Raw genomic sequence first — 24,931 nt, 5'->3', positions numbered from 1 at the left:
GTAGCACTGCCCGGCGCTACCGTGGAGCGACGTGAGGGAGCAAGTAAAGGAAATGTAGTTTGCGGAAACGGTCCGAAAAGTAAAAGGAGCCTATTGTCAGCCCTCATAAATAAGCCCGAGCACGAGGGCTCCCCAACCGGCCCACAACACCAGGTAGGCTCCCAGCCCACACGCGCCGAGCAAGAGCATCAGGCCCATCCACCGATACCCGCGAACCAGCGCGGCATACCCCGTCGTTGCCAGGAAGAACACCGCGGCAATCAGCAAAAACATGGAGATTGGTGGTCCCGGAGCGCCGGGAAGCCACAGCATGTACCCCATCAAAAGGACGGTCATAACGGCCGCCCCCAGCCACCCGAGGCTGAGCACGAGCGCGAGCAAACGGACCCACCACGGGTAGGAATGAAGCGTAAGGCGGCCTACCCAAGAGAAGGTCATTGGGAATGATTTCGGTTGAGCAAACCTACATCCGAGTTTAAGAAAACGGTCCGAAGGTAAACGAGGCCCATTCAAATTAAGGAGCGGTTCTTTCGCAGCTCACTAGCTTGCCGGCGTATGACCAAGGAAGAAACGCAACGTCGCTTATGCCAGCAGTATGGTGCAGCTTATGTGGCCAGTCCAGCAGGGCAGAAAGTAGGCGTCGCTGTAGGCGTTCGTACCAAGGGGCGTCCCCTGCACGGGGTGCGGCACCAGCCCGAGGGGGATACGACGGGGTGGTATGTGTGGGCCGGGGAACCCTCGGACGCCGACGACTTTTTTCAGCCGGTGCACGTGGCGCACCTCGAGGAATGGGAACCCCACCTGCACCGATTCCTGGGCTTGGCGCCAGGCTGGCGCTTTCTGCTGGTGCCCGAAGAAGGATACGAGGACGTCTGGTTTGACGAGACGCTAGTATCCTAGTTCAGCGAAAGGGTGCCCTAAACGTACTCTCTTTAAAATTAGGAGCCTTTAAAGCACAATGGCCCATTTAACGAAACGCTTGTTCTCCTCATAGGAAAACGCGCCTTTCGCTCGCCGGCAGGTAAGCGGGTTAGTCACCAACTTGGATAGCAGTAATTGTTCAATTTCATCGTGCCTGGGTCGGTCTTCGGGCAGTACAGGGTGGGTGTCTTGTGTGGTCATTCCGGCCGCAAATGCCGCTTCCCATCGTTCCCAAATGGCCCAATCCTCTAGCGCCAAACGGAAGGTTTCGGCATCCAATGGAGTCAACAGGTAGTGCCCGGGCAACTCCCCGCTGCCCGTATCAATGCCGGCGTACCATGGGCACTCATAGTAGTGGGGAGTCCCTTCAAAGTTTGCGACGCCTTTCCGTGGGCCATCGTACCAATCTGTCATGGTGTAAACGGGTTCTTTCACGGCTGCGGACTGGTTGCTAGGCTCTAAAGTAAAGTCCAGCGAAAGGGTCGAAATCGCAAAGAAACCATTACCGCGGCCGGGTAAGCGGGTTCAGTTCGTGGGGCCGGTGTCCACGCGGGCTTCGACCGCTTGCTGCACGGCTACCGGCACGGCCGATAAAAGATCCAGCCCCGTGGCGGCTTCGATGGCATCGACGCTGGTGCGGTAGGTGCCCCAGCTGGTGCTGATGGTGTTGTCGTTGGGCGTATCAAGGGCAATGACGCGGGTGCTGGCGCTGACGCGGGTGGCGTCGTCGTCGCCGGTGGGCAGGACGACGACGACTTTCCAGCAGCGGGCCGGCACGCGGATGCGGCCCTGGTCGAGCGTGGTGGCGTAGCCGTTGGCGCCGGTGCCGCCTTGCCCGTAAGAGCCGCAAAGGATGTACACCTCCTGGCCGGTGGCGAGTTGGTCGCGGCAGTAGCCTTCCAGGTTGGCCCAGGTCTGCTGGTTGTTGCGCGGGGCCTGAGGCATGAGGTTGGTCATCAGGAACGTGGCCGAGTTGTCCGCGATGGTGCGGGTCCGGTCCGCGCTCGGGCACAGGTGCCCCCGGTCAAAGCCCGAGCCGGCGTAGCTGCTCGCCCCGGGCCGGTACCAGCCCGCCGGCAGGTCCGGGTCGGCGCGGAAGTCGTCCTGGCGGGCCGCCATACCGATCCAGTCGGCACTCAGGTGCCAGCTCGCCCAATTGGGCTTGCCCCAGTCGCGGTGGTACGAGACGGCGTATTGGGGCCGGTAAAGCAGGTAATTGGCGGGCTGGGTGGGGTCGGGGGTGGCCCCGCTCGGATTGCCCAGCGTCAAATGCTCGGGCAGGGCCGGGGGCACCGGCCGCACGGTCAGCGCCGGCACCTGGGTGGTGGCAGTGGCGGCCACGGTCACGGCCTGCGGGGCGGGGTCCACGTACCCCGGCGCGGCCCCGTAGGTCAGCGCGTAGGCGCCGGCCGGCAGGGTGGCAAAGGCGTACGTTCCCGTCCCGGTCAGGGTCGCCGCCGTGGCGGCGCCCCCGGCGGCGGGCGTGGCCGTGACGCTCGCCAAGGCCGTCGCCGGGGCGTAGGTGCCGGCCACGTTTCCGGTTTGCACCAGGACGTGCGGGGTGGGGTCGGGCGTGTCGCGGCACCCGGCGAGCCCGAGGGGGGCGGTTAGGGTAAGCACGGCCCAGGTGCGGGCACGGATCCAAAGCATCATGGGGGGAGCGGGGCGGAAGGGGAAGCGGCCCTCAAGGCCAAGGGCGGAAACTTCCAGCTAAGTTACCGCGGCGTTGGCCGCGACGCGCCGGCGCCGGGACCCGCCCTGCGTTCGAGGGAACAACGAACCAGCGCCGGACCCTTATTCGTCGCGTCGGAGCCCCGCCCCTAAACCAGTTGCACAACACGTAGCGGTTCAGCGAAACGGTCCGGGTTCAAGAAGCAGGCCGGGGCGCGTGAGCCAGCCCGCGTCCACGCGGTCGAGCAAGCGTTCGTCGCGCAGGCCGGTGCGGTTGAGCAGCAGCACGCTGCCGCGGCCCAGGGCCGGGTAGAGGCGGATTTCGGCGTAGTAGCCGCCGCCCCCGCCGGCGTGGGCCACGTACTCCTGCCCCAGCACCCGGCCCCGGAACCACGCCAGGCACATGCCCGTGGGCCGGCCGGCCGCCGTGCGGTTTTCCGTGAACAGGGCCCGCTTGGCCGCCGCCGGCAGCAGCACCCCGTCCGGGCGGAGCAGGTCCTGCAGGTAGCGTACCAAGGCGTCGGCCGTGCCCAGCAGGCCGCCGTACGACGCGCCGTTGACGTAGAGCGGGCGGAAGGGCCGCCAGCGGCCTTCGGGCGGGCCCATGCACGCGGCCTTGTCCAGCAGCCAGCCCAGCAGCAGGTACGACCAACTGGCGCGGTCGTGGTAGCCCGTGGCGTGGGGCCCGGCGTCGGCCACGGCAAAGCCCAGCTCGGCGGGCCCCAGCCCCAAGGGCGCGAGGACGTGGGCCCGGACGTAGTCCTCGTAGCGGCCGCCGGCGACGTGCTCGATCACCTGCCCGAGCACGACGTAGCCCAGGTTGGAGTAGGCGAACCGCTCGTTGGGGCGGGCCCGCCGGGGGGCGTAGCGGCGCAGCAGGGGGGCAAAAAAGGCGTCCCGGTCGAAGGCGGCGTGGGCCGCGGCGGGGTGCACCCACCCCAGCGGCAGGGGGTTGGGCAGCCCCGCCGTGTGGGTCAGCAGGTGCCGGAGGGTGATGGCGGAATCGAAGGGCAGGGCGGGGACGTAGCGGCAAGCCGCCCCGTCAAGGGACACGGCGCCGCGCGCGGCCAGCTGCAGCACGGCCAGGGCCGTGACGGTCTTGGTGACGGAAAAGACGTGGTAGGTGGTGGCGGCCGTCGCCTCCCGCGGGGGCTGCACGTGCGCCAAGCCCAGCGACCGGCGGCACAGGTAGGCGTCGGCGTCGAAGAGCGCGTACTGCACCGACGGGGCCTGGTGCGTGGCGACCAGGGAAGCAAGCAGGGAATCCACGTCGGGCATGGCCAAGACCGGCGGGCCGGGGAAACGGAACGGGGCCCGCCGGTGGCCGGCCCGGCGCCTGTATACGGCCGCGCGCCGGGCCAGGTGGTGCCCGCCCGCGCTTGCGCCGCGCCAGCCGGGCCCTTTGGCACGGTACCGCCGTTCACCTTAACGGTCGGAACCGCAAAAGGAGCAGGTGCTTTGTCTGCTCCACTTCAGCGCTCCAGGTAGGCCCGCACGTCGGCGGCCAGGGGTCCGACGGCCCGCACGGCGTTGCGTAAGCGGGTTTCGGTGCAGTTCAGGGTGTGGCACCAGTAGTTCACTTCCACCGTGGAAGCGAGGTGGAGGCGCGTGGCGTCAGCCGGAGGAGAAGGGAGCATGCCCGCTATACGCAAAGGCGCGAAAAAACAGGGAGTTTTCAGCGAAACGGTCCGAATAGTAAAAGGAGCGTTTCTTTCCATCCTGACTTATCTCTTACAGCAGACTGCTGTAATTAGCGATGCTCAGTGAATTGATTTACAACATTGCGTAAAGCCATAAAGGGCGAGTGCTACCTTCTTCCTTTACCGTTCATCAAAGATTTTATACAACCCTCAATGTGATTGATTACTACAGCACTTTCTAGAATCGCTGAACCTGAAGTAGGGATGTAGCTTTCCTCAGACAATTTAAAATCTTTTGATTGAGAAGGAATTACACTGTGACCATAGCGCTCTCGTGTATATCCGTAAGAGATGGAGACTTTTCCGGGTGAAATAAGCTTGCACTTTAAGCACCCTAGGTATTCATCCGAAAAATCAAAGGGCTGAGGTGGTCCAGCTAAGCCGGACACAATTGGGACGTGGTTTGGAGGTGGGATTCGAAGTGGTTGGGGGCTAGGTAGCCGAGGGCGGAATGTCTTCGTTCGGCGTTGTAGTAGGCGATGTAGTGGCTGACTTCCAGGCGGGCTTCGGCCAGGCTGGGAAAGCGGCCGCCGTCGAGCAGTTCGGTTTTGAGCCGGCTCCAGAAGGATTCGGCGTGGGCGTTGTCGTAGCAGTTGCCCCGTCGGCTCATGCTTGGCAGGGCCCGGTGGCGGGCCAGTAAGTCCTGAAAACGGGTGGCCATGTACTGGCTGCCCTGATCGGAGTGCACGACGAGGCCGGCCGCGGGCTGGCGCACGGCCAGCGCCCGGCGCAGGGCCTCGCTGACCAGGGCTTCGGGCATGGTCTCGCGCAGTTCCCAGCCCACGACTTTGCGCGAATAGCGGTCCAGCCACGTGGCCAGGTAGAGCCAGCCACCGCCCTGCTTGGGCAAATAGGTGATGTCGCCCACCCAGACCTGGTTGGGGGCGGTGGGGGCGGGCTGGCCGAGCAAGCGGTTGGGCACCGCGCACCGGCCCGGGGCGGAATGGGTGGTCCGGGGCACGAAGGAGCGGGGCTGCTGGGCGCGCAAGCCGTGCGTGGCCAGCGCGCGGCGGATGCGCCCCCGGCCCACGCCGTGGCCTTCGGCCTGCAGTTCGGCCCGCAACCGGCGCGTGCCGTAGCGGCGGCCGTGGCGCTGAAAGGCCACGCGCACGGCCCCTTGCCAAGCGGGCTCGAGGGCGGGAGCTTGGTGGCGTTGTTGCCAGGCGTAGTAGGCACTCGGGGCCACGCCCAGCACGTGGCAGAGCTGGCGCACGGGGACGTGGTGGCGGCGTCGGGCGATGTGCTGGTACACGCTCACGGGGTCGGCTGGGCGAAGATGGCCAAGGCTTTTTTTAAAATGTCCAGCTCCTGCGCCAGCCGTTTATTGGCCGCGCGTAAGGCCCGCACTTCCGGGTCGCGGGCGACGTCGGCACTGCCGACTTCGGCGACGACCTGGTCCTGCTGCCAGCGATAAAGCAGCTTGGGGCTGATACCCAACTGCAGCGCGGCGGCCTGCGTGCTGCGGCTCTCCGAAGCCAGGCGCAATGCCTCCGCTTTAAAGGCCGCGTCATACTTGCGTCGTTGGTCGGGCGACGACCCGCTTGCTTTTGCTGCCATGACAGAAGAAATATACGTCCTTCTTCTGTCCGGCCTAACTAGACCACCTCATTTTATCCCCCCGCTGCTATAAGAAGGCCAAACTTACCCCAGACGATGACTATCCCCTTGCTCTTTACAGTTTCCAGACGCTCGCCTGTTCCCCCCGGTTGGGGAATGAGTAGCCACCTACCGAACAGCATCTAAGCGGGCGATATACCAGACGCCCGATTTACTACCCCGGTCCAGGTAAAACGAATCCTGGCGGCTGATGCGGAAGTAGCCAGCCCAGCCGGCCGGCAACTTTTGCCTGGCTGGCTGGGCCGAAAGAACAACTACCGGCTGGGACAGGCTGGCCAGTTGGGCTACGCTAGGGTGCCAGATAGGAACGGCCCGCCCAGCCGCCCAAACTTGTTTTACGTGCATCGTATCGAGGCTGTACCACCGCTGCACGGCCCGTAGCGCCGGCGCCTGCCCAACCTGCCGGAGCTGCCGTTGCCCGGGCACGTCACGACGGCCTTCCCACAATGGATAGGCGGGCATAACCAGCACCAGAATACCTGCCACCATGAGCAGGGTAGTGCCAATCAGGAAGTTGACCCGCCGCCGGGCAATACCCTGCCAAACCAACCCCGCGCCCAGCCCGACAGCTAACAAGAGCATCAGGCCAAAGCGGAGCGATCCCCACCCAAAACTCGGAAAGCCGGTGAGCACCATAACTATTGGCAATGCCAGCAGTAATAGCAGTAGCAAAGCGCCCCAAGTGCGCATCAGCCAGCTATCGGGCGAGTTGTCGCGCAGCTCAGGCCGGCCGGTCCGCAGCAGATTTTGCCAGTAGCTCAGTAAGCCCGCCACAAGCAGGGCCAGTGGGGGCATTAGCGGCAACATGTAGCGCTCCTTTTTCTCGGGCACGATGCTCAGCAGCAGTAGGGCCAGTAGTACCCATCCCAGGACTACTCCGTACGGTAGGAAGCCCCGCAGCCGGGGCCGGGCGTAGGGCCATACCAACGCGGCCAGCGCCACCAGGGCCCACAGGCCCGTAAAGGCGAAAAAAGGCCAGTAGTACCAGACTGGCTGCGTATGTCGCTCACCCCAGGACGCTATCTCGACCCGGGCCACGGCCCGGGCAGCCGGGGCCACTTTCAGCCAGACGTATAACGGCCAACTGCCCCCGATGACCAGCGCCAAGCCAACTGCCAGCACCGTGCCACCCGCGCGGGCCCGCACGGCCTGCCGGTGCGCAGGCTGCCTGACCAGGTAGGCCAGCAGAAACGGCAGTACCAGGGCATAGAGCGGAACCGGGCCCTTGCTTAAAATGGCCATTCCCAGCAAAATGCCGGCTCCGGCCAGCCACCAGTAGGAAGCCCACACCGGCCGCTGCCAGCCGCCCATCAACCGCCAAAGCCCGCCTACCGCTAGGCTGGTAGCAAAAATATCCCACTGCCCCTCCCGGCCCGTGGTAACAACCAGCAGACTCGTGGCCAGCACCAGCGCGGCCAGCCAGGCCGTCCGGCCCGGGGCAGTAGCCTCCCCGGGATGGTTGCGGGTAAGCTCGCGGGCTAGCCCCCAGAAGAAAAAGACGAGCAGCGTAGCAGCCAACGCGGCCGGAACCCGTAGCAGGCCCAGGTTTTCGGTAGGACCAATAAGCAACTGCCAACCAGCCACGGCCCAGGTGGGCAGCGGGGGCTTGGCCAGCCGTAGCTCCTGGTTCATGGTCGGAATCAGCCACGAGCCACCGGCTACCATTTCGCGGGCCGCCACCAAGTTGCGGCTCTCCATCAGACTGATGCCCGGGGCACCCCCATTCACGAAAAAGCTGAGCAGACACACGCCCAGTACCGTCAGCACCCGCCCTAGCCGGGCATGAAACAAAGTAAAAGCAGCCATTGATACGGTGAAACCAGACAGTGTTGAAGATGGTAAAGCCAGCGGCCCGGGCGCGTCGGATTTTGCCAAGACTTAGCCGACAGAGCAGGAAAGTATTCCTATTAAGGCTGTTCCGGTGGAGGCTGCTGCTGCCGTACCTTAGCCTTTTGACGGAGCGTAGTGCGTAGCTGGTCCACATCATCTACCTGGTAGGCCTCGGGCCCGGCGGCCACAACCCGATTTACGGCCGCCGCCGAGCGCCCGCCGAAAACCACCACGGCCCGCCCCATTTCCTTAAGCTGCCTGACCCGGTCGGGCGTGAGCTTGCCCTTGTCTAACACAACGGTATTGACTTCGGGCAATGTCTTCACCAAGCTCACCGACGCATCGTAATCTTTTCCTACTTCCAGGCCTAAATCGACGCCGGCAGGTACCTGTTGCGCCAGGTAGCGGAGCGTGGCAGCCCGGTCGGTGAGAATAAGCACCCGCGCCGGCGGCACCTGATAGCGCGTAAGCAGCCGGGCCAGAGTTCGGGCCAGGGTCCGGCTACGGACCGTGTTACCAGTAGCGCAGGGATCGTCCTCATGCAGGTCGAGGTGCAGATACGGGAACTTGGTTTGGGTCCGGCTCATTCGCGCCCTGAGCAGCTGGAGCAATGTTTCCAGGGTTTGGGGCCGCTCCTTTTGAAACCAGTCGTAGGGCCAGCCCCCCCGATAGTGCAGTCCAACCAGGGTGGCTGCAGGCGTCTGGCTTACGCAGCCCCGACCCGTACTCATGCCCTCGAGCGTGCCGTCGTGGTAGAGCACGGCAATACTATCCTGGCTCAGGCGCACGTCTACTTCTATTCCGTCGGCCCCAGCCTCCAAGGCCCGCGCGATGCTGCGCCAGCTGTTGGGAGGCAGGGGATTGAACGGATTGATGGGGGTGAAGAACCCGGAGCCGGCATGACCGATTACCAGCAGGTCGGGCCTAGGCAAACCGGACTGAAGTTTCTCTCCAACGCTGCGACCGGCCAGTAGCAAGCCAAGGCTCAACGCTGGCACCCATTGCCCAAAGAAATCACCCAATCGACCATTGTGCATGGGCGTAAGTTCGATAAAATCCGATGCCTAGCGGTCAACCGGTACCGGTATCCGGCGACGGCAGCATTGCCCGCGACTACACTATTGTGTCCTTTGCGGTGGATGGTATCAGCCGGGGCGTGGACTACCTGCTTACCTGGACCGGCGTGTACGAAACAATCAACCTGGGCAACTACCCGCCCGTGCCCCTGGTGGAGCTAATCCAGGCCGTAAGTACGGCCGTAGGCGTAGCGCCACGCCTGCAACACCAGCCTATGCAGCTCAGCGACGTGGACCTGACCTGCGCCGATAGCAGCAAGGCTCGGCGGCGGCCAGACTATGCGCCACAAACTACGCCTGAGGCTGGATTAAGCCCTTTTACGAACTGACTGGCCGCTCAGTCAGCCGTGGTTAGCGCCTCGGTTATTGCGCCGCCGAGCTGCATTAGCCGCCTCAGCGGCGGCCCTTGCCAGCCGGAGTGGGGCCGGCTGCTGCTGGAGCTGCCGGCGCAGCAGCACAATATTGCGGGCATACACCACCGTGCCGAAGATATTGCCAATAAACAGCACCAGGTCGCGGCGCAGAATGGCATAGGCCAGAATCAGCAGCGAGCCAACCAGGTTGATAACCCAGAAGCTCAGCGGCAGGCTCGACTCGCCCCGACGCTCAGAGTAAATCCACTGATACACGAAGCGCAGCAGGAAAATGGCCTGGCCCACGGTGCCCAGCACCAGCAGGCCCCCGGGTATTTCGGTGCCCAACATGGCCCGCAGACTGAAATGGCGGTTACCGGCCACAAACCAGCTCAGCAGCGCCACCGGCAGCCCGTAGGCCGCGGCCCGGAACCAGGCCGGCAGTTTGCCCCACTCGCCCAGCAGCTGCAGATTGCGCACGTAAATGGCGTAGCTGATGAGCTGAGCGCCCAGAATCACCGGGTCGTGGCGCAGCAGGCCATACACCAGCATCAAAAACGACGAAACCAGGCTGATTTGCCAGAACAGCGTGGGAACCAGCACCCGCTTGGCCCGCTCGCTCTGGATCCATTGCAGCACGATGCGGCTCGAAAACAAGAGCTGCGACACCAGCCCGATAACCAGCGCCACGTTGGCCGTCGTCAGCAGCGTTTGGATTTTGAGCATCCCCACCTCCGGCCTGCTTAGTAGTTAGTGCCTGACTGCCCCACCGGGGCCGCAGGAGCGGCGGGCTGAGCCAAGGCGGGGCTCAACCAGACAACGGCAAGCACTAAAATCAGTAGCGGCCGTAACCACACCGCCATTTGCCGGCCCGTAAAAAGTGCTCCAAATCCAAAGGCCATGCTGCGAAATACCGATTTCTGATAAAAATTCTATTAATTCCCCAATTGAGGGTAGCTTCAACACTAGCCGATTCTATTCTCGGTAAGAAAGTTAAACGGGCCGAAGATAGACGCAGCAATTGATTTTAAGGAGCGTTTTCGGCGCACAGGCGTCCACCAGGGATGCTCCTGCGGGAACCACCGGCGGACGTCCCGGGACCCTTTACCGGGCGGTTAGTCCCGGGGCCCGAAGGCAAAACACGTTAGCGAGAGGCGCACGGCCCGGTTGTAATAGGGGGGCCGGGTGAAGTGGCTGCCCCGGCCCTGGATGACGGCGGGGGCCAACGTGCGCAGCCCGTGCACGTACCCCGCCTGCAGCAGGACCGGGCCGTAGCGGTACCCCAGCCCCGCTTGCAGGCCCGCGTCCCAGGGCCGCACGTAATTGCCTCCCCCGAAGAGGCCCTGGGCGGCGGCGGCCCGCACGGGGCCTCTTCGGGGGGGGCAACCCGGCGCTAGGTCGGTCGTTTCGAAGCGCCCGGCCAGGAACTGCGCCGCGTACAGGCCGGCGTAGACTTGGGCGCCTTGTCCGTTGGCGAACTGGGTGTAGGCCACGCTCACCGGCACGGTCAGGTAATTGAAGCGGTAGTCCATGCGGGCCGCCACGCGCGGCGCGCCGTTCGCCACGAGCACCTGGTCGCGTTGGGTGTAGCCGAGGCGGGTGTAGCGCGCCGCGGCCTGCAGGGCCCAGTGCCCGCCGCGCGCCCATTGGCCGGCCACCCCGGCCTCGAACCCGGCCCGGGCTTTAATGGTCGTGGCGCGGGGGCCGCCGGTTTCCACCCCGCGCACGTTGGCCCCGTTGAGCCCGACACTGGGGCCAAAATGAAAGCTCGTTCGCGCGAGGGTGGGCAAGTCCCGGCCCTCCGCGACGCGGCGGTCCGGGGCGGGAGCGCCTTGGGCCCGGCCGGCCAGGGGCAACGTCAACGAGAACAGGCCGGGTAGCCAGCAACGGGCAGAAAGGAACATGCTAAACAAAAGAGAAGAAAAGAAGCAATGGAAACGACGCGAGCGCGGGTCGCCACCGCCCCCCCCCGTCCGGCAGTCCAAGAGGCCCCCCTGGCCCCAAAGGTTGCACCGGGTGAGGTGGCAACCCCCGCCCCGGATGGCGAACGAGCTACGGCGCGGTGCTACTGCCGTAAGTTCAAGAAAACGGTGGTGGCTGTTGCAGAACCCCGATTTGACTCGCCAGACAGGCGGTTCAAAGCATGAAGCGGACTCGCAATGCGCTAAAACAGGCCTTTTGCACCTATACCAAGACGGACGCAGGCCGATTTTGAGCTGTTTACCGAGTTCTGCAACAGCCACGGTCCGAAGGTGAACACGCTCTATTCAGATTCGCTATTGACCGCCCTCAAAAAAGGACTGTACTTTTTGCGGAATCTCGACCCCTTCAGGCAAACACCGCCGGCCCCAGCTCGGGGTCAAAATCCGTGGCGTATAGGTGCCAGTTCTTATCGATGTGGGCATTCACCAGCAGTTCCACCTCCTCCCCTACTTTCGCAGCCGGCCGGCTCAGGGCCGGTCGCAGCTTTGTGGACGTGAGCACCTGGGCCGGACTGTCCAGCCCCGCCAATACCATTCCCGCCAGCAGCAGCCAGCGGCGCAGTGTATTACCCATTTTCAGAGGAAAAATGCCCGGTTAGGGCAGGGTGAACGAGAGGTCGGCGCTAATCAAATTGGCGGTCAGGCCGGTACTCTGGCGGTAGTAGGCGTAGCGGATGTCGAGAGCCTTAAATTTGGCCACGCGGCCCCCAAACGGCGTTTTGAAGCGCCCGAGGCCGTACACCGGCGCATAGCGCAGCCCTAGCCCGAACTTGTTGGCCGAGAAATCGGCCAAGTCGTAGTCGGACGTGTAGTACTGGTCGGCAACGGAGTGCCTCAGGTAGGGCGCGAAGTAGTCGGCAGCCGTTTGGGTGTGGTAGCGGTAGAAGGGATACAAGACGAAAAACGGCGTCACCTTCACCGGCGCTTCCAGCTCAAACGTATGCGCCCGGATGCCGAAGTTGTCGTTATAAAAGCGGTAGTAGCCGCGCAGCTGCACCAGGTCGGTGGCGTAGTAGTTCAGGCGCAAACCCACGGGGTATTTCAGGCGCTGACGGGGCAGCAGCTCGGTACGGGCTGTGCCCAGCTCCCCCCCGGTTTCGCGGAAGTACACCCGGTGAAACGGCGTGCTCAGCAGCCCGTTCTGGGCCACCAGCTCGGTGCTGACGGACGCCTGCAGCCGCTGGCTGAGCACCTGCGAGTACACGATGCTGAGGTTGTAGCTCTGGCGCGTGGTGCCGCCCTCCGGGAGGGGCGTTGCGCGCAGCTCTACGGGACGAATAACGGTTACCTGGTCGAAAAATACCTGGCCCGCCACGCTTAGCTCCCGGTTGCCGTCACGGGAAGCCCGCGCCCACGACCCCGACACGTTGAAGGAGAGGTAGTCGTACTCGGCCGAAAAGCCGCCGCCCACGCCCACGATGGTGCGCTTATCGGCCAGTTGCCGCGAAAGGCCCAAATCGAGGTGGTAGCGCACATCCGACGACGAGGGTGTGGACAGCACTTGGTCAATCCGGTCGGTGGAAGCCGAGGCGTAGTAGTCCATGCCCAGGTTGGCCGAGAGGCGCGTTACCGAATCCAGTGGCACGTTCAGGATGATGGTGGGCGTGAAATCCGTCAGTTGCTGGGTGCCGATGCCGCCTTCCACGGCCCCGCGGTTGCCGTCCTGCGAGTAGTAGCTGCTGAGGATGTTGACCTCGGTTTCGCCGTTATTGCTGGGGTTATTGAGCCGCGGAGCCGTGGTGGTTGGCGTGCCGTAGCCGTCCACGCGGGTGGGCGTGGGCGTGACCTGCGCAACGGCCAGCACGGGCAGGGCCACCAGAGCCAGAAGCAGGCCGGCCGGCCGGAAAGTAAAGCGGAGCATGAGCGTCGGAAAAGGCAGATTCATCATCGTTTAATTGCAGCCGCAGCCGCCGCCTACTTTGCCGCCGTTGGCGCCGCCCGCGCCTTCGCGGTAGCTCTGGAAGTTGGTTTCGTACACTTCCACGCGCTTGTTGGCCAGCTTCATGTCCTCGTCGTTGAGGTATACTTTCTGGTAGGCGGCCACCGATACACAACTGTTCAGGCTGCTGCCGGCCGTTAGTAACAGCGCGCCCAGCAGCAGCCGGGGCAGCGTGGTTGGATTCAGGAGGTTCATGGTTTGGGGGCCGCGGCGGCCTGAGGTGGCGTAGAATAATAATTGACCTGCATGCCGCGCGAGGTCAGCGTGCGGCCGTCGTTGGTGATGAGCGTGCAGTCCACGCCTTTCAGCGTGTTGATGAAGTCCAGACCCGCTTCCGGGCCCTTCACGAACACCACCTCATCAAGCCCGTCCGCCAGCTCCACATCGGGGCAGATGATGGTGACTGAGCGCAGGCCGGTGGCCGGGTAGCCGGTGGCCGGGTCGATGATGTGGCCGTAGTACTTCCCGCCCACCGTAAAATACTGCTCGTAGTTACCGGCCGTCACCACCGCCACGTCACTCACCGTCAACCACGACGACACCGACTGCGGGTGGGCCGGGTCGCCGATGGCAATGCGCCAGAGCGAACCATCAGCCTGCCGGCCCCAGCACGACACGTCGCCCGAGCCGTTGATGAGGCCGCCCTGAATGCCCATCTGCCGCATCAGGGCCTGGGCGCGGCGCACGCCGTAGCCCTGCAGAATGCCGGCCAGGTTCATCCGCATGCCCTTGTCTTTCAGCATCACCGAGTGCGTAGCCGGGTCGAGCAGCACCTTGCGGTAATCAATGCGGGCTACGGAGGCCTTCACCACTTCCGGCGCCGGCAAAGCCGCGTGGGCCAGCTTGTCGAACTTGTAAATCTTTTCGCCGCCGGCGAAGGTGACATCGAACGCCCCGCCGCTCATTGCCGAAAGCTTCAACGTGCGCTGAATCAGGTCGTACACTTCCTGGTCCACCACCACGGGCCGCAGGCCGGCGGCGCGGTTCACCTGCGTAATCTGCGAAGTCGAGTCCCAGTAGGAAAACAGCCGGTCGATGCGCTGCGCTTCCCCAATACCGGCCCGGATGGCGCGCCAGGCCAGCGAGTCATCGGCCGATACGGCCGTGAACGTGAAGTGCGAGCCCATCAGCTGCGCCGGGCGGGTGAAGTTGCGGGGCTTGGCAGCCGGTGGCGTCTGGGCCTGGGCCGGGCCGCCGCTCAGCAGTAAACCGAGCAGCAGACTGCCGCCCATACGCCGGAAGAAAGTGCGGAACATGGGACTTAGCGTTTGGCCAGCAGTTGGGTCAGGTAGGCGTCGTAGGCGGCCACGCCACCGGGGCGGTAGCCGGTTTTGGCCAGCACCTTGCCCTCGGGCGAAATCAGCACCACCAGCGGAAAAGCACCTTCCTTGTTGAACTGGGCCGCGGCCTGCTCGTTGACTTTGGTCTGAGCAGCGGGCAGCTTGTTTTTCCTGGCACGCGGGAAGTCGAAGCGGGCCAGCACGAATTTGTCTTTCGCAAATTGCCCAAACTCGGGCTTGTCGAACACTTCCTCCTTGAGCATGATGCAGGGCTTGCACCAGTCGGAACCCGAGAAAATGGCCAGTACGGGCTTGTTGGTGGCCTTGGCCTGCTGCATTGCGGTCGTCAGGTCGGTAGTCCAGGTGGCGGACGCGGCGGCATTTTGGGCCTGTGCGCACGTCACGGTCAGCAGCAGCAACAGGCAAAAAGAGAGAAAACGCATGGCGAAATGTTGAAGGTTAGATTAAAGCCGGATTAAAATCACAAACCGTGCTACCCTATGCAAGGGTTTCCGCGGGAGTGCGTTTTTAAGCAAGTCTTAAGAAATCAGCTCAGCCGCTGATGCGCAGTGTGGTGCCGGTATGGGCCACGGTGTACTGCTTGAGGGCTCTGGATACCGGCCCGCTCACCACGCCGCCGCTCCCGCTGAAAATGGCGTAGTGGTTGGGGGACACGACGCGGGTCTGGCGCTGGTCGAAGTACACGCTGGTGCCATCGTGCGGGCAGGGCGCTTGGAACGCCACGTAGGCCCCGACCGCCGTGCGGGCCACGATAACCGCTCGGTTTGCGCCGTAGATGTAGCCCTTACTGGCATCGTTGAGGTCGATGCTGCTGCTGCTGCTGCTGCTGGCGGCCAGGCTCACCGTAAAATCGACGTTGGCAGCACCGGGAATCGGGTCACTGCTTTTGCTGCCGCAGCTCTTCAGGCAGGCCGAGGCCAGCAGCGCCGTCGCGCCCAGCCCGAAGAGCTGCAGAAATTCTTTGCGCTCCATTGCTGAAGAGTTGACCATGAGCGTAAAATGCCAGGAATGAAATTTAAACAAAATCAAGGCAGTTATCTGATAATTTCGGAAAGGCTAGCCGCCGAATTAAATTATGCGAATAATGCAGTTGGCGATAAAAGTCAGCTGTGCGGGGCCTTAAGATTGTCTTAAAAAAATAATTGGGGGCCACCGCGCCGCGCAAAGGCGGCGGCTACTCGTCGCCCTTGGCCCGCTCGGCATCCAGAAAATACGCGCCGCGCCGCACCATCTGGGTCGTGTCGGGCACCGCTTCCAGCGGCGTTACGGCCACGTCGCCGTGGGCCGTGGCGCCGGGCTTTATTTTCACCCGCCGAAACGTGGCGGTGCTGTCGGTGGCGGCGGTTTGCACGTAGGCGTAGCTCAGTTCGCCAGCCTGAATGATGGCCTCCTCGGGCAGGGTGCGCACGCGCCGGCCGGCCGTCTGGATGCGGGCGGCCACATACTGGCCGGGCAGCAGGGTTTCGGCATCCTTGCCTTCAAGGTGGGCGTGTACGGTCACGGTGCGGGCATTATCGTCGAAGGCCTTGCCCACCATAAACACGCGCGCCCGCAGAATTTCGCTGGCCGTCTGGTGGCTGGGTACCGTGAACAGGATGGGCTGGCCCGGCTGCACGCGGGCAATGTCGCGCTCAAACACCTTGAGCTGCAGGTGCAAATCGGAGCGGTCCACCACCTCCACCAGCACGTTCTGAGGGTTCACGAACTGGCCGGGGTTAATACTCACCGTTTTCACGTAGCCCGCCAGCGGCGTGGTGAGCGTAACGGTGGGCTGAATCTGGCCGGAGGCCGCCAGCCGGCTGGCCGAAATGTTGAGCTGGGCCAGCTGAGCGGCTAGGCTGCGCACGGCGGCCTGCTCAGTGGCGTAATCAGCCCGGGCCTGCTGGAGCTTGCGTTTGGCCCCCACGTCTTCTACGTCGAGGATGCGCTGGCGCTCCAGGTCCAGGGTCAGAAACTGCACCCGGGCCCGGCTTTGCAGGTAGTCCTGCTGTAGCCTAAGGTACTCGGGGTGGCGCAGCACGGCCACAACGGCCCCTTTTTTCACGAACTGGCCGTGCAGCACCTGCACCTGCTGCACGTAGCCGCCCAGCACCGCCGATATGGACACCATGTTCTGGGGCGGCACGTCAATTACGCCGTTGGCCAGCACCTCGGAGGCCATGTTCTGGCGGGCGAAGCCGCCCAGCATGATGCCGGCTGCTTTGGCCTGAGCGGCGGATATCGTCACCTGGTCGGGGTTGGCAGGGGGCGCCGAAGCTTTAGCCGGCTCGGTTTTGGTCGCCGAATCGTTGCCGCAGCCGGCCAGCAGGCCCGCCAGCAGCGGAGTCAATAAAAACAGCGGCAGCGGAAAGGAAAAGGAGAAGTTCATAAAATAGGAGCGCTGAAACGCGGAGTAGGCAGTTGAGAAAAAGCATGCAGAAAATGGGGCCTCATTCGACGCCGTTCAGCCCTTGCAGCCCGATGACGAATTCGTTGTAGCGGCTCACCTGCTCCAGGTAAGCTTGCTGAATCTGCCAGGCGGGCTCGGTGTTCACCACGTAGGTCACGTAGTCGATGTCGCCGGCGCGGAAGCTTTTTTCGGCGGTGCTCAAAATGAGCCGGGCCTGGGGCAGGGCCGCCTGCTCGTAGTAGTTGAGGGAGGCGCGGGCACGTCGCAGCTGCTGACGCAACTGGCCGGCCTGCCCGGCGAGTTGGGTGGTGGCGTAGGTGAGTTGGTTTTCGGCTACCTGCTCGCCAATGCGGGCGGCGGCTACGCGGCCCTTTTGCGCCCCGCTTAGCAGCGGCACGGATATCCCCGCCTGCACCACCTGAAAGCCGCGCTCTTTATTGATGCTCTGGTTGAAGTAGCCCACCCGCACGTCGGGCAGGCGGCGCAGCTGCTCCACGCGAGTTTGCAGCTGGCTCTGGCTGGCCTGCTGGCGCAGTAGCCCCAAGGCCGGGTTGGAATCGGCCGACAAGGCGGTGGTATCGGCGGCATTCAGGGGCGCTACCACGCTGGCCAGTGTGTCGATGCGGCCCGTGCCGGTGCCCAGCAGCAAGGCCAGCTGCTGCTGCTGCACGCTGATATCGACCAGCGTGGTAGCCAGGCGGTTTTGCAGCTCCTGCGAGCGGGCCTCGGCCGATACCTGCTCCAGGCGGTTGGTTTCGCCCACCTGATAGCGGATGCGGGCGGCCCGGGCTGCGCGGCGGTAAAGGCTGTCTTGGCGGCGCAGCAGGGCGGCGCGACGGTAGCTGAGCAGTACTTGGTAGTAGCTGCTGCGGATGTTCTGGCTCAGCTCGCGGCGCTGCACGCGGCCCCGCTGCTCGGCCGTGAGGGCCTGGCTTTCCAGCAGGCGGCGCTGGGCGGCGTACACACCCGGCAAAGAGGTTTGCTGTATAATGTTGAAGCTCTGGTCAATCAGCCCGCCCGAAATCTGGCCGCGCTGGTAGTCGAGTACGGTGCGCGGAATATCGTAGCCGGTGCGGGTGAGGGCGCGCTGCTGCTGCACCTGCAGCGCCGCCGACTGCACCGACAGGTTCTGATTCAGGCCGGTTTGCAGGGCCTGGGCCAGCGTCAGCGGGCCAGTGGGCGCGGGTGACGTTGGTGATGTCGTTTGGGCGAAGCCGCCGAGGGGTAGCAAAAGCAGCAACGCCAGGCCTAGCGCCAGGGCCGGAGCTGCACCAGTCGGGTGATTACCAGGCATTGGAGCATCAGGCGCAATGAGCGTTTGAGCAACGGGGGTTTCTCCCTTATCCGGCGCTTCCTCGTCATCTTTGGTGAAGAAGGTGTAGAGCACGGGCAGCACCAGCAGCGTGAGCAGCGTGGCCGTAATCAGCCCGCCGATGACCACGGTGGCCAGGGGCTTCTGCACTTCGGCGCCGGCCGAGGTGCTCAGGGCCATCGGCAGGAAGCCCAGGGAGGCCACGGCGGCCGTGAGCAGCACCGGCCGGAACCGCTCGGCGGTGGCCCTGAGCACCCGCTCGCGCACGTTCTTTACCCCTTCTAGGGCCAGCTCGTTGAAGCTGGCTACCAGTACGATGCCGTTGAGTACCGCCACGCCAAACAGCGCGATAAAGCCCACGCCGGCCGAGATACTGAACGGCATGTCGCGCAGCCACAGTGCCAGAATGCCGCCGATAGTGGCCAGCGGAATCCCCGTGAAAATCAGAGCGGCCTGCTTGAGGGAGTTGAAAGAGAGATAAAGCAGCAGGAAAATCAGCAGCAGCGAAATGGGCACCACCACGCTTAGGCGGGCCTTGGCCTGCTGCAAGTTCTCGAACGCCCCGCCGTACTTGATGGTGTAGCCGGCGGGCAGCTTCAGGCCCTGGTCAAGCTTGCTCTGCATTTCCTGCACCAGGCTTTGCACGTCGCGGCCGCGCACGTTCACGCCGATGTTGATGCGGCGGCGGGCATCGTCGCGCGAAATCTGGGCCGGGGCGCTGCGGTAGGCTACGGCGGCCACTTCTTCCAGTGGGATTTTCTGGCCCGTGGGCGTATCCACGTACAGGTTGCGCAAATCGCCGAGGCCCTGGCGGCTGGTGCTGTCGAGACGCACCACCAGGTCGTAGCGCCGCTCGCCTTCGTACACCTGGCCGGCCACGTCGCCGGCGAAGGAGGCACGCAGCAGCGTGTTCAGGTCGGATACGTTCAGGCCGTACTGGGCCAGCTTCTGGCGGTCGTAGGTGACGCGCAGCTGGGGCAGGGCCGCAATCTGCTCCTCCTTCAGGTCGCCCACGCCGGCCAGCGGGCGGATGAGGGCGGCGGCCTGGGTGGCTTTCTCGAAGAGCAACGCCAGGTCGTCGCCATAAATCTTGATGCTGATGTCGGACTTAGCCCCCGAAATCAGCTCATTAAACCGCATCTGGATGGGCTGCTGAAACTCCAGGTTCACGCCGGGCACCTCGGCCAGGGCGGCGCTCATCTTGTCGGCCAGCTCCACGCGGGAGTGGGCTGAAGTCCACTCGCTCTGGTCCTTGAGGATAATCATCTGGTCGGAATCTTCCATGGCCATCGGGTCGGTGGGGATTTCGGAGGTGCCGATTTTGCCCACAATCTGCTCGATTTCGGGGAAGTTCTGGAGTAGAATCTGCTGGATGCGGGTGGTGGTGGCAATGCTCTGGCTGAGCGAGGAGCCGGGGGCCAGCGTCACGTTCACGGCAAAGTCGCCCTCGTCGAGTTGGGGAATAAACTCGCCGCCCATGCGCGTAAACAGCCAGCCGGCCAGCACCAGCAGCCCCACGGCCGCCGCCACCACCGCGACCCGCAGGCGCAGCGCCCCGGCAATGAGCGGGCGGTAGCCGCGGTACAGAAACTTCATGATGCGGTCGGCCACGGTGCCTTCCTCCTTGATGTCCTTGCGCAGTACCCAGGCCGACACGGCCGGCACGTAGGTGAGGCACAGCAGCATGGCACCCACGATGGCAAAGCTCACCGTCAGCGCCATCGGCCGGAACATCTTGCCCTCGATGCCGCTCAGGGCCAGGATGGGGAAATACACGATGAGGATGATGAGCTGGCCGAACAGGGCCGAGCGCATCATGCGGGTGGCGGCCGTTTCGGCCACCTGGTCCATCGTCTCATTTTCAGTCTGAGCGCGGAAGTGGACGAGGTGAAATATCATGGCTTCCACGATAATCACAGCTCCGTCCACAATCAGCCCGAAATCCAGCGCCCCGAGGCTCATCAGGTTGGCCGACACGCCGAAGGTGCGCATCATGCCCAGCGCAAACAGCATGCACAGCGGAATCATGGAGGCTACCACCAGCCCGGCGCGCAGGTTGCCCAGCAGCAACAGCAGCACGAGCACCACAATCACGCCGCCCTCCAGCAGGTTTTTGCTGACCGTGTGAATGGCCTTATCGATGAGCTTGGTACGGTCCAGAAAGGGCAGGATTTCCAGACCCGGCGGCAGGCTTTTCTGGATTTCGGCTACCCGCGTCTTCACGCCCTTGATGGTTTGCTCAGAGCTGGCCCCCTTGAGCATGAGCACGATGCCGCCCACCGTTTCGCCTTGGCCGTTGCGGGTCATGGCCCCGTAGCGAGCCGAGTGGCCGAAGCGCACGTCGGCCACGTCGCGCACCAGCAGCGGCGCGTTTTGGGCGGCCTGTTTGATGACGATGGTGCCGATATCCTGCAGCGAGTTTACGCGCCCTTCGCCCCGGATGAAGTAGGCGTTGGGGCCGCGCTCTAGGTAGCTGCCGCCGGTGTTGGCGTTGTTGTTCTGCAAGGCCGCAAATAGCTCGGGCATACTCACGCCGACCGCGTTGAGGCGATCGGGATTCACGCTCACCTCGTACTGGCGCACCAGGCCGCCGAAGCTGCTCACCTCCACCACACCGGGCACGCCGGCCAGTTGCCGTTTCACCAGCCAGTCCTGCACGTCGCGCAGCTTAGCCAGCGAGTACTGCTTTTTGTGGTCTTTTTTAACCGCAAGGGTGTACTGAAAAATCTCGCCCAGGCCGGTGGTAATCGGGGCCATCTGGGGCAGGGTACCGCCGAGGTCGGCCTGGGCGGCGGTCAGCTTTTCGGCCACCAGCTGGCGGGTTTGCAGCGTGGGCACCTCGTCGTCGAACACCACTGTAATCACCGACAGCCCGAAGCGGGAGATGGAGCGGATTTCCGTGACGCCGGGAATGGTGCGCAGCTGCAGCTCCAGGGGCACGGTGAGCAGCTGCTCCACTTCCTGGGCCGCCAGCGCGGGACTTTGGGTGAGCACCTGCACCTGGTTGTTGGTCACGTCGGGAATGGCGTCGAGGGGCAGGTTCACGGCCGAGTAGCCGCCCCAGCCGATGAGGGTCAGCACCAGCAGCACCACAAACAGCTTGTTGTGAATGCTGGCCGCAATGATTTTAGAAAGCATCGAAAAAGGAAATAGCAGCGTGAAGGGTGCAGGCCGGCCCTACGGAGCCGCTCCGGCTCCGGGCAACCCGGAAATGCAACGACGAAGCGGGCTGGCCGCACGAAGCGCAAGCCAGCGGGGGTGCTTAGGCGCAGGGTGGCTGCCAGCAGGCCGGCGGGTAACCGCCCGCGTAGGTGCTACGGCCGGCGGGCCGGTACGCGGCTACGGCGGCAGCTCACACGGGTGGCACAATGCCCACCCAAACTGGCAACGTGCAGATGACGGGTACCGGGGCGTGGTGGCAGTCGTGCAGGGGCAGGCCCTGGTGCTCCGGATTGTGCGCGGCCAGCCCGGAGCGGCCGTAGTGCAGGGCCAGAAATTCGGCGAAGCTGAGCGGGCCCGTGCCGGCCGTAGCCCGGTGCTGGCGGTAGTGCTCCAGCAGGCGCGGCAGCCGGCCCAGCTCGGCCAAGTCGTGGCGGGGCACCAGGCCCCCGACCAGGGTCAGGACGCACAACAGCAGGCCAACGAGAGACTTCATAGCGGGGAGACTACCGGCCGGCAACTTGGCCGGAGAATTCGATGAGCAAATAACGGCTACGGGTCTTAGGGCCTGCTTAGGAATGGCTTAAGATTTCCTTAAAATGCACTTTACGCTGGGCCGGGCCGCATCTTCGGCCGGGTAATGGCGTTAGGTTCGTACCCTGAAAGCCGGCCCACTGGCTACGCGTAATTCTCTTAGTCCTTCTCCCCACCCCACCCGGTATGCGCATTTTACTCATCGAAGACGAGCCCGGCATTGCCCGCTTCCTCAAGCAAGGCCTGGAGGAAGAGGCCTATACCGTGGACGTGGCCGACACCGGCCCCGCCGGCCTCGCTCAGGCCCAGGCACAGGCCTACGACCTGCTGCTGGTGGACTGGATGCTGCCCGGCCTCACGGGCCTGGAAATCTGCCGGCAGCTACGGGCCGCCCAGCATGCCGAGCCCCTTATTTTCCTGACGGCCAAGGACACCGTGCAGGATACCATTGGCGGGCTGCAGGCCGGGGCCAACGACTACATCAAGAAGCCCTTTCACTTCGACGAGCTGCTGGAGCGCATCAAAGTGCAGCTGCGCCCGCTGCCGGCCTCCACTGAGCAGTTTACCGTCGGCCCCATCAGGCTGGACGTGGCTACCCACCAGGTATTCCGGGGCGAGGAGGAAGTGCCTCTTACCCAGAAGGAATTCGCGCTGCTGGAGTACTTGCTTCGACACAAAGGCAAGGTATGCCGCCGCCAGAGCATCATCGAAAACGTGTGGGACATCCACTTCGAATACAACACCGGCGTGATTGACGTGTACATGAACGCGCTGCGCAAAAAGCTGCGCCTGAACAAGGACGAAGATTACCTCCAAACCATTCGCGGCATTGGCTATGTCGCCCGCGACTAGATGACCCTGACCTTTAAAAACCGGATTGCCCTGCACTACATGCTGGCCACGGCCGCGCTGGTGGCCGCGGCCTACCTGGTGGTACTGCTGGTGGTGCGGCACCAGGTTTACGCCGACTTGGATGCCCGTTTGCGCTTTGAAGCGGCCAAGCACTTGGGAGAAGTGGGCATTGCCAATGGCACCATCCGCTTCGCACACAAAGAGGAATGGGAGGAGCAGGAGCATCGGGAGGTGCAGGTCGACCCGGTGTTCATTCAGGTCAACGACCCGCGCGGGCAGCTCATGGACCGCTCCCCCAACCTCAAAGCCGACCGGCTTGCCTTCGAGTTGGGCCTCACGGAGCAGGTGCCCCTTAACTCCCTGTTGCGCGGCAAGGCCATCCGGCAGGTACAGGTACCTATTTTGGAAGACGGGGCGCCGGTGGGCTACCTGCTGGCTGCTATTTCGTCGGAAGCTGCCCAGCACGTGCTGGGCAGCCTCGAAACCGTGCTGCTACTCTCGTTTCCGGTGGTGCTGCTAGCGTTGTTTGGCAGCGCCCGGCTGCTGGCCGGGCGTAGCATCCGGCCCATCGTGCAGATTACCGCTACCACCAACCACATCACCCGCGCCAACCTGGCCGAGCGGGTGCCCCTGCCCGCCCGCCCCGACGAGCTGCACACGCTGGCCAGCGCCATCAACGGGCTGCTGGGCCGCGTAGAGCAGGTGGTGGAGCGCGAAAAGCAGTTCACAGCCGACGCCTCGCACGAGCTGCGCACCCCGCTGGCCGTGCTCAAGGGCACGCTGGAAGTGCTGGTGCGCAAGCCCCGAACCCCGGCCGAGTACGTGGCAAATATCACCTTCGGCATCCGCGAAATTAACCGGCTTACGCATCTGGTTGACCAGCTGCTGCTCATGGCCCGCTTCGAGAACCACGCCAAGGGCCTGAACCGGCAGGAGCTTTCGGTGCTCAGCGGCGTGCACGACGTGCTGCACCGGCACCGCGCCGACCTGGAAACCAAGCGCATCCGCGTGGACGTGGAGGACGGAGATACGCTGCCCGTCGAGGCCGACCCCTACCTAGTGGATTTGATTTTGGACAACCTGCTCTCCAACGCTGTGAAGTATTCGCCGGCCGGCTCCACCATCACCGTCGCGCTGGCCCCCGTGGCCGGGCGGCTGCGCTGCGCCATCACCGACCAGGGCATCGGCATTCGCCCCGAAGACCAGTCCCGCATCTTCGCCCCCCTCTACCGCTCCGACGCGTTGGCCCACAAGCACATCGAAGGCACCGGCCTGGGACTGTCCATCGTGGCCAAGGCCTGTGCCCTGCTGGGCATCAAGCTAACGGTGCAAAGTGAGTTCGGGCGGGGCACAACGTTTACAGTGCTGTTCCCCGCTTCGTAAAGCGAAAAGGCATTACGTACCCCTAGTAAGCTGTATCCTGTTTTGTTGAGAGCTTGCGCTCCGTTACCACACTACGCAACACGCTAATCTAAGCTACTGTTGCCAGGCGCAGCCCGTAGCCAACGTCATAAGCCACTTGCGGCACGATGTCATCAAGAAAAAGCTATTAAGAGTAAGTACGCATTAAACGAATGGAATAAAACGCGAACCAAACCTCAAAGGCTTAATTGTGAGTTGGGTGCTTTTATTCCTTGATTTGCCGATGATTTGAGTTTTGTGCCCCGGATGGATTTATCGGGTGGTCTATTACCCCCGCAGTATGCGACTCGTGCACTAGTAGCAGATCGCTCCTCAAATAGATTGATATTTATCCGGCTATGTCCTCCTCATACCCTGCACTTCCACTTAAGGGCATTGCTATCAGTGAAACGGGCTCCCATCTAAAGCAATTTTACTGTGAGTCCAAATGCGACTTTTGGACCAAACTTTTAACCAAGGCCATAATTCCATCGGCTATAGAGTGAATTGCAAGTTTAGCGAAACGGGCCGAACAGTTAAAGGAGCGTTCAGATGACTTTCTTTTGCCTTAAATACAAATAAATCAGTATCGCAATATTATAAGCAGCCAAAGAGGTTAAAAAAACTACGCCAGCACTATGGATGGATTGCTCATAGTTGTGGCCTAAAAAGTTATACGCGAGCGCAGTAAGCAGCAGGGTTAGCGCGAACCAAGTGAATGAGATGTATCGCATAAGAACACTGAGTCAACATCGTTATCTGTTCACCAAAAGGGTCCGAATCGTAAAACGAGCACGTTATTGCACCTTTCCGCCCAATTATGCCCTCCCTGGCTACATTGCTCCATTCCCTCGATTCGTTTCAGCCGCAGGATTCGTGGGTGCAAGCGGAAGA

General features: G+C 63.3%; 24 protein-coding genes. 4 read left to right on the top strand and 20 right to left on the bottom strand.

All coding sequences use genetic code 11. The features are described from left to right. Nucleotides 1-96: 96 nt before the first annotated feature. The gene (locus tag I2I05_RS21395; RefSeq protein ID WP_196284309.1) at nucleotides 97-273 is read right to left on the bottom strand and encodes a hypothetical protein; all 177 of its coding nucleotides are present in this window, start codon (nucleotides 271-273) and stop codon (nucleotides 97-99) included. A gap of 282 nt (nucleotides 274-555) precedes the next feature. Here I2I05_RS21395 and I2I05_RS21390 point away from each other — a divergent pair, with 282 nt between their 5' ends. Further along, nucleotides 556-900, top strand: coding sequence for an immunity protein Imm33 domain-containing protein (locus I2I05_RS21390; protein WP_196284308.1), 345 nt, complete (start codon nucleotides 556-558; stop codon nucleotides 898-900). A gap of 48 nt (nucleotides 901-948) precedes the next feature. Here the strand turns inward: I2I05_RS21390 and I2I05_RS21385 are convergent, their stop codons facing one another. From I2I05_RS21385 to I2I05_RS21350, 8 genes are all read right to left on the bottom strand, one after another. Further along, nucleotides 949-1,356, bottom strand: a complete 408-nt coding sequence (locus tag I2I05_RS21385; protein ID WP_196284307.1) for a hypothetical protein — start codon at nucleotides 1,354-1,356, stop codon at nucleotides 949-951. Nucleotides 1,357-1,446: 90 nt separating this feature from the next. Then, complete coding sequence (locus tag I2I05_RS21380) at nucleotides 1,447-2,574, bottom strand: DNA/RNA non-specific endonuclease (RefSeq protein ID WP_230688471.1); 1,128 nt, start codon at nucleotides 2,572-2,574, stop codon at nucleotides 1,447-1,449. Between the two features lie 195 nt (nucleotides 2,575-2,769). Continuing rightward, nucleotides 2,770-3,870, bottom strand: a complete 1,101-nt coding sequence (locus I2I05_RS21375) for a serine hydrolase domain-containing protein (RefSeq protein ID WP_230688472.1) — start codon at nucleotides 3,868-3,870, stop codon at nucleotides 2,770-2,772. Nucleotides 3,871-4,064: 194 nt separating this feature from the next. Further along, complete coding sequence (locus I2I05_RS21370) at nucleotides 4,065-4,229, bottom strand: DUF3606 domain-containing protein (protein ID WP_196284305.1); 165 nt, start codon at nucleotides 4,227-4,229, stop codon at nucleotides 4,065-4,067. 439 nt (nucleotides 4,230-4,668) lie between these two features. Further along, nucleotides 4,669-5,544, bottom strand: a complete 876-nt coding sequence (locus I2I05_RS21365) for an IS3 family transposase (protein ID WP_317192392.1) — start codon at nucleotides 5,542-5,544, stop codon at nucleotides 4,669-4,671. Between the two features lie 2 nt (nucleotides 5,545-5,546). Continuing rightward, nucleotides 5,547-5,849, bottom strand: coding sequence for a transposase (locus I2I05_RS21360; protein ID WP_196284303.1), 303 nt, complete (start codon nucleotides 5,847-5,849; stop codon nucleotides 5,547-5,549). 168 nt (nucleotides 5,850-6,017) lie between these two features. Next, entirely contained in the window at nucleotides 6,018-7,715 is a 1,698-nt protein-coding gene (locus I2I05_RS21355; protein ID WP_196284302.1) for an ArnT family glycosyltransferase, read from the bottom strand. Between the two features lie 101 nt (nucleotides 7,716-7,816). Further along, nucleotides 7,817-8,671, bottom strand: a complete 855-nt coding sequence (locus I2I05_RS21350; protein ID WP_196284301.1) for a glycerophosphodiester phosphodiesterase — start codon at nucleotides 8,669-8,671, stop codon at nucleotides 7,817-7,819. A 128-nt stretch (nucleotides 8,672-8,799) separates the two neighbouring features. Here I2I05_RS21350 and I2I05_RS21345 point away from each other — a divergent pair, with 128 nt between their 5' ends. Continuing rightward, the gene (locus I2I05_RS21345; protein ID WP_196284300.1) at nucleotides 8,800-9,144 is read left to right on the top strand and encodes a Rossmann-fold NAD(P)-binding domain-containing protein; all 345 of its coding nucleotides are present in this window, start codon (nucleotides 8,800-8,802) and stop codon (nucleotides 9,142-9,144) included. 12 nt (nucleotides 9,145-9,156) lie between these two features. Here the strand turns inward: I2I05_RS21345 and I2I05_RS21340 are convergent, their stop codons facing one another. The 11 genes from I2I05_RS21340 to I2I05_RS21290 form a co-directional block, all read right to left on the bottom strand. Next, a complete protein-coding gene (locus I2I05_RS21340; protein WP_230688470.1) occupies nucleotides 9,157-9,894 on the bottom strand; it encodes a lipid-A-disaccharide synthase N-terminal domain-containing protein in 738 nt (245 codons plus the stop codon). Between the two features lie 389 nt (nucleotides 9,895-10,283). Continuing rightward, nucleotides 10,284-11,072: a porin family protein gene (locus I2I05_RS21335; protein ID WP_196284299.1), complete on the bottom strand. Its 789-nt coding sequence runs from the start codon at nucleotides 11,070-11,072 to the stop codon at nucleotides 10,284-10,286. Nucleotides 11,073-11,496: 424 nt separating this feature from the next. Next, nucleotides 11,497-11,724: a hypothetical protein gene (locus I2I05_RS21330; protein WP_196284298.1), complete on the bottom strand. Its 228-nt coding sequence runs from the start codon at nucleotides 11,722-11,724 to the stop codon at nucleotides 11,497-11,499. Nucleotides 11,725-11,745: 21 nt separating this feature from the next. Beyond that, nucleotides 11,746-13,011 carry a DUF3570 domain-containing protein gene (locus tag I2I05_RS21325; protein WP_196284297.1) on the bottom strand — a complete coding sequence of 422 codons (1,266 nt, stop codon included), beginning with the start codon at nucleotides 13,009-13,011 and terminating at the stop codon, nucleotides 11,746-11,748. Nucleotides 13,012-13,041: 30 nt separating this feature from the next. Beyond that, nucleotides 13,042-13,284, bottom strand: coding sequence for a DUF4266 domain-containing protein (locus I2I05_RS21320; RefSeq protein ID WP_196284296.1), 243 nt, complete (start codon nucleotides 13,282-13,284; stop codon nucleotides 13,042-13,044). Then, complete coding sequence (locus tag I2I05_RS21315; RefSeq protein WP_230688469.1) at nucleotides 13,281-14,345, bottom strand: FAD:protein FMN transferase; 1,065 nt, start codon at nucleotides 14,343-14,345, stop codon at nucleotides 13,281-13,283. The genes I2I05_RS21320 and I2I05_RS21315 overlap by 4 nt, the downstream gene beginning before the upstream one ends. A 5-nt stretch (nucleotides 14,346-14,350) precedes the next feature. Continuing rightward, nucleotides 14,351-14,812: a thioredoxin family protein gene (locus I2I05_RS21310; protein ID WP_196284295.1), complete on the bottom strand. Its 462-nt coding sequence runs from the start codon at nucleotides 14,810-14,812 to the stop codon at nucleotides 14,351-14,353. A 109-nt stretch (nucleotides 14,813-14,921) separates the two neighbouring features. Beyond that, a complete protein-coding gene (locus I2I05_RS21305) occupies nucleotides 14,922-15,380 on the bottom strand; it encodes a Rieske 2Fe-2S domain-containing protein (RefSeq protein ID WP_196284294.1) in 459 nt (152 codons plus the stop codon). A 184-nt stretch (nucleotides 15,381-15,564) separates the two neighbouring features. Next, nucleotides 15,565-16,758 (bottom strand): efflux RND transporter periplasmic adaptor subunit, encoded by a 1,194-nt coding sequence (locus tag I2I05_RS21300; RefSeq protein ID WP_196284293.1) that lies wholly within the window; start codon nucleotides 16,756-16,758, stop codon nucleotides 15,565-15,567. Between the two features lie 61 nt (nucleotides 16,759-16,819). Further along, nucleotides 16,820-21,229, bottom strand: coding sequence for a CusA/CzcA family heavy metal efflux RND transporter (locus tag I2I05_RS21295; RefSeq protein ID WP_196284292.1), 4,410 nt, complete (start codon nucleotides 21,227-21,229; stop codon nucleotides 16,820-16,822). A 214-nt stretch (nucleotides 21,230-21,443) separates the two neighbouring features. Further along, nucleotides 21,444-21,746 (bottom strand): hypothetical protein, encoded by a 303-nt coding sequence (locus I2I05_RS21290; protein ID WP_196284291.1) that lies wholly within the window; start codon nucleotides 21,744-21,746, stop codon nucleotides 21,444-21,446. A gap of 224 nt (nucleotides 21,747-21,970) precedes the next feature. On the opposite strand from I2I05_RS21290, the gene I2I05_RS21285 reads away from it, so the two are divergent. Beyond that, a complete protein-coding gene (locus I2I05_RS21285; RefSeq protein WP_196284290.1) occupies nucleotides 21,971-22,636 on the top strand; it encodes a response regulator transcription factor in 666 nt (221 codons plus the stop codon). Then, nucleotides 22,637-24,019, top strand: a complete 1,383-nt coding sequence (locus I2I05_RS21280) for a sensor histidine kinase (RefSeq protein ID WP_196284289.1) — start codon at nucleotides 22,637-22,639, stop codon at nucleotides 24,017-24,019. The last annotated feature ends 912 nt before the right edge of the window (nucleotides 24,020-24,931 follow it).

It is taken from the genome of Hymenobacter jeongseonensis (assembly GCF_015694725.1).
GTDB classification, from domain to species: domain Bacteria; phylum Bacteroidota; class Bacteroidia; order Cytophagales; family Hymenobacteraceae; genus Hymenobacter; species Hymenobacter jeongseonensis.
This window is presented reverse-complemented; position numbering and strand designations above follow the sequence as displayed.

What these genes read in the sequence shown, in the direction of transcription:
- I2I05_RS21340 (WP_230688470.1), bottom strand. Translation starts at nt 9,894, where the DNA reads ATGCTCAAAATCCAAACGCTGCTGACGACGGCCAACGTGGCGCTGGTT.
- I2I05_RS21335 (WP_196284299.1), bottom strand. Translation starts at nt 11,072, where the DNA reads ATGTTCCTTTCTGCCCGTTGCTGGCTACCCGGCCTGTTCTCGTTGACG.
- I2I05_RS21300 (WP_196284293.1), bottom strand. Translation starts at nt 16,758, where the DNA reads ATGAACTTCTCCTTTTCCTTTCCGCTGCCGCTGTTTTTATTGACTCCG.
- I2I05_RS21395 (WP_196284309.1), bottom strand. Translation starts at nt 273, where the DNA reads ATGTTTTTGCTGATTGCCGCGGTGTTCTTCCTGGCAACGACGGGGTAT.
- I2I05_RS21315 (WP_230688469.1), bottom strand. Translation starts at nt 14,345, where the DNA reads ATGTTCCGCACTTTCTTCCGGCGTATGGGCGGCAGTCTGCTGCTCGGT.
- I2I05_RS21325 (WP_196284297.1), bottom strand. Translation starts at nt 13,011, where the DNA reads ATGCTCCGCTTTACTTTCCGGCCGGCCGGCCTGCTTCTGGCTCTGGTG.
- I2I05_RS21375 (WP_230688472.1), bottom strand. Translation starts at nt 3,870, where the DNA reads ATGCCCGACGTGGATTCCCTGCTTGCTTCCCTGGTCGCCACGCACCAG.
- I2I05_RS21320 (WP_196284296.1), bottom strand. Translation starts at nt 13,284, where the DNA reads ATGAACCTCCTGAATCCAACCACGCTGCCCCGGCTGCTGCTGGGCGCG.
- I2I05_RS21330 (WP_196284298.1), bottom strand. Translation starts at nt 11,724, where the DNA reads ATGGGTAATACACTGCGCCGCTGGCTGCTGCTGGCGGGAATGGTATTG.
- I2I05_RS21305 (WP_196284294.1), bottom strand. Translation starts at nt 15,380, where the DNA reads ATGGTCAACTCTTCAGCAATGGAGCGCAAAGAATTTCTGCAGCTCTTC.
- I2I05_RS21390 (WP_196284308.1), top strand. Translation starts at nt 556, where the DNA reads ATGACCAAGGAAGAAACGCAACGTCGCTTATGCCAGCAGTATGGTGCA.
- I2I05_RS21345 (WP_196284300.1), top strand. Translation starts at nt 8,800, where the DNA reads ATGCCTAGCGGTCAACCGGTACCGGTATCCGGCGACGGCAGCATTGCC.
- I2I05_RS21370 (WP_196284305.1), bottom strand. Translation starts at nt 4,229, where the DNA reads ATGCTCCCTTCTCCTCCGGCTGACGCCACGCGCCTCCACCTCGCTTCC.
- I2I05_RS21295 (WP_196284292.1), bottom strand. Translation starts at nt 21,229, where the DNA reads ATGCTTTCTAAAATCATTGCGGCCAGCATTCACAACAAGCTGTTTGTG.
- I2I05_RS21280 (WP_196284289.1), top strand. Translation starts at nt 22,637, where the DNA reads ATGACCCTGACCTTTAAAAACCGGATTGCCCTGCACTACATGCTGGCC.
- I2I05_RS21360 (WP_196284303.1), bottom strand. Translation starts at nt 5,849, where the DNA reads ATGGCAGCAAAAGCAAGCGGGTCGTCGCCCGACCAACGACGCAAGTAT.
- I2I05_RS21285 (WP_196284290.1), top strand. Translation starts at nt 21,971, where the DNA reads ATGCGCATTTTACTCATCGAAGACGAGCCCGGCATTGCCCGCTTCCTC.
- I2I05_RS21355 (WP_196284302.1), bottom strand. Translation starts at nt 7,715, where the DNA reads ATGGCTGCTTTTACTTTGTTTCATGCCCGGCTAGGGCGGGTGCTGACG.
- I2I05_RS21380 (WP_230688471.1), bottom strand. Translation starts at nt 2,574, where the DNA reads ATGATGCTTTGGATCCGTGCCCGCACCTGGGCCGTGCTTACCCTAACC.
- I2I05_RS21310 (WP_196284295.1), bottom strand. Translation starts at nt 14,812, where the DNA reads ATGCGTTTTCTCTCTTTTTGCCTGTTGCTGCTGCTGACCGTGACGTGC.
- I2I05_RS21290 (WP_196284291.1), bottom strand. Translation starts at nt 21,746, where the DNA reads ATGAAGTCTCTCGTTGGCCTGCTGTTGTGCGTCCTGACCCTGGTCGGG.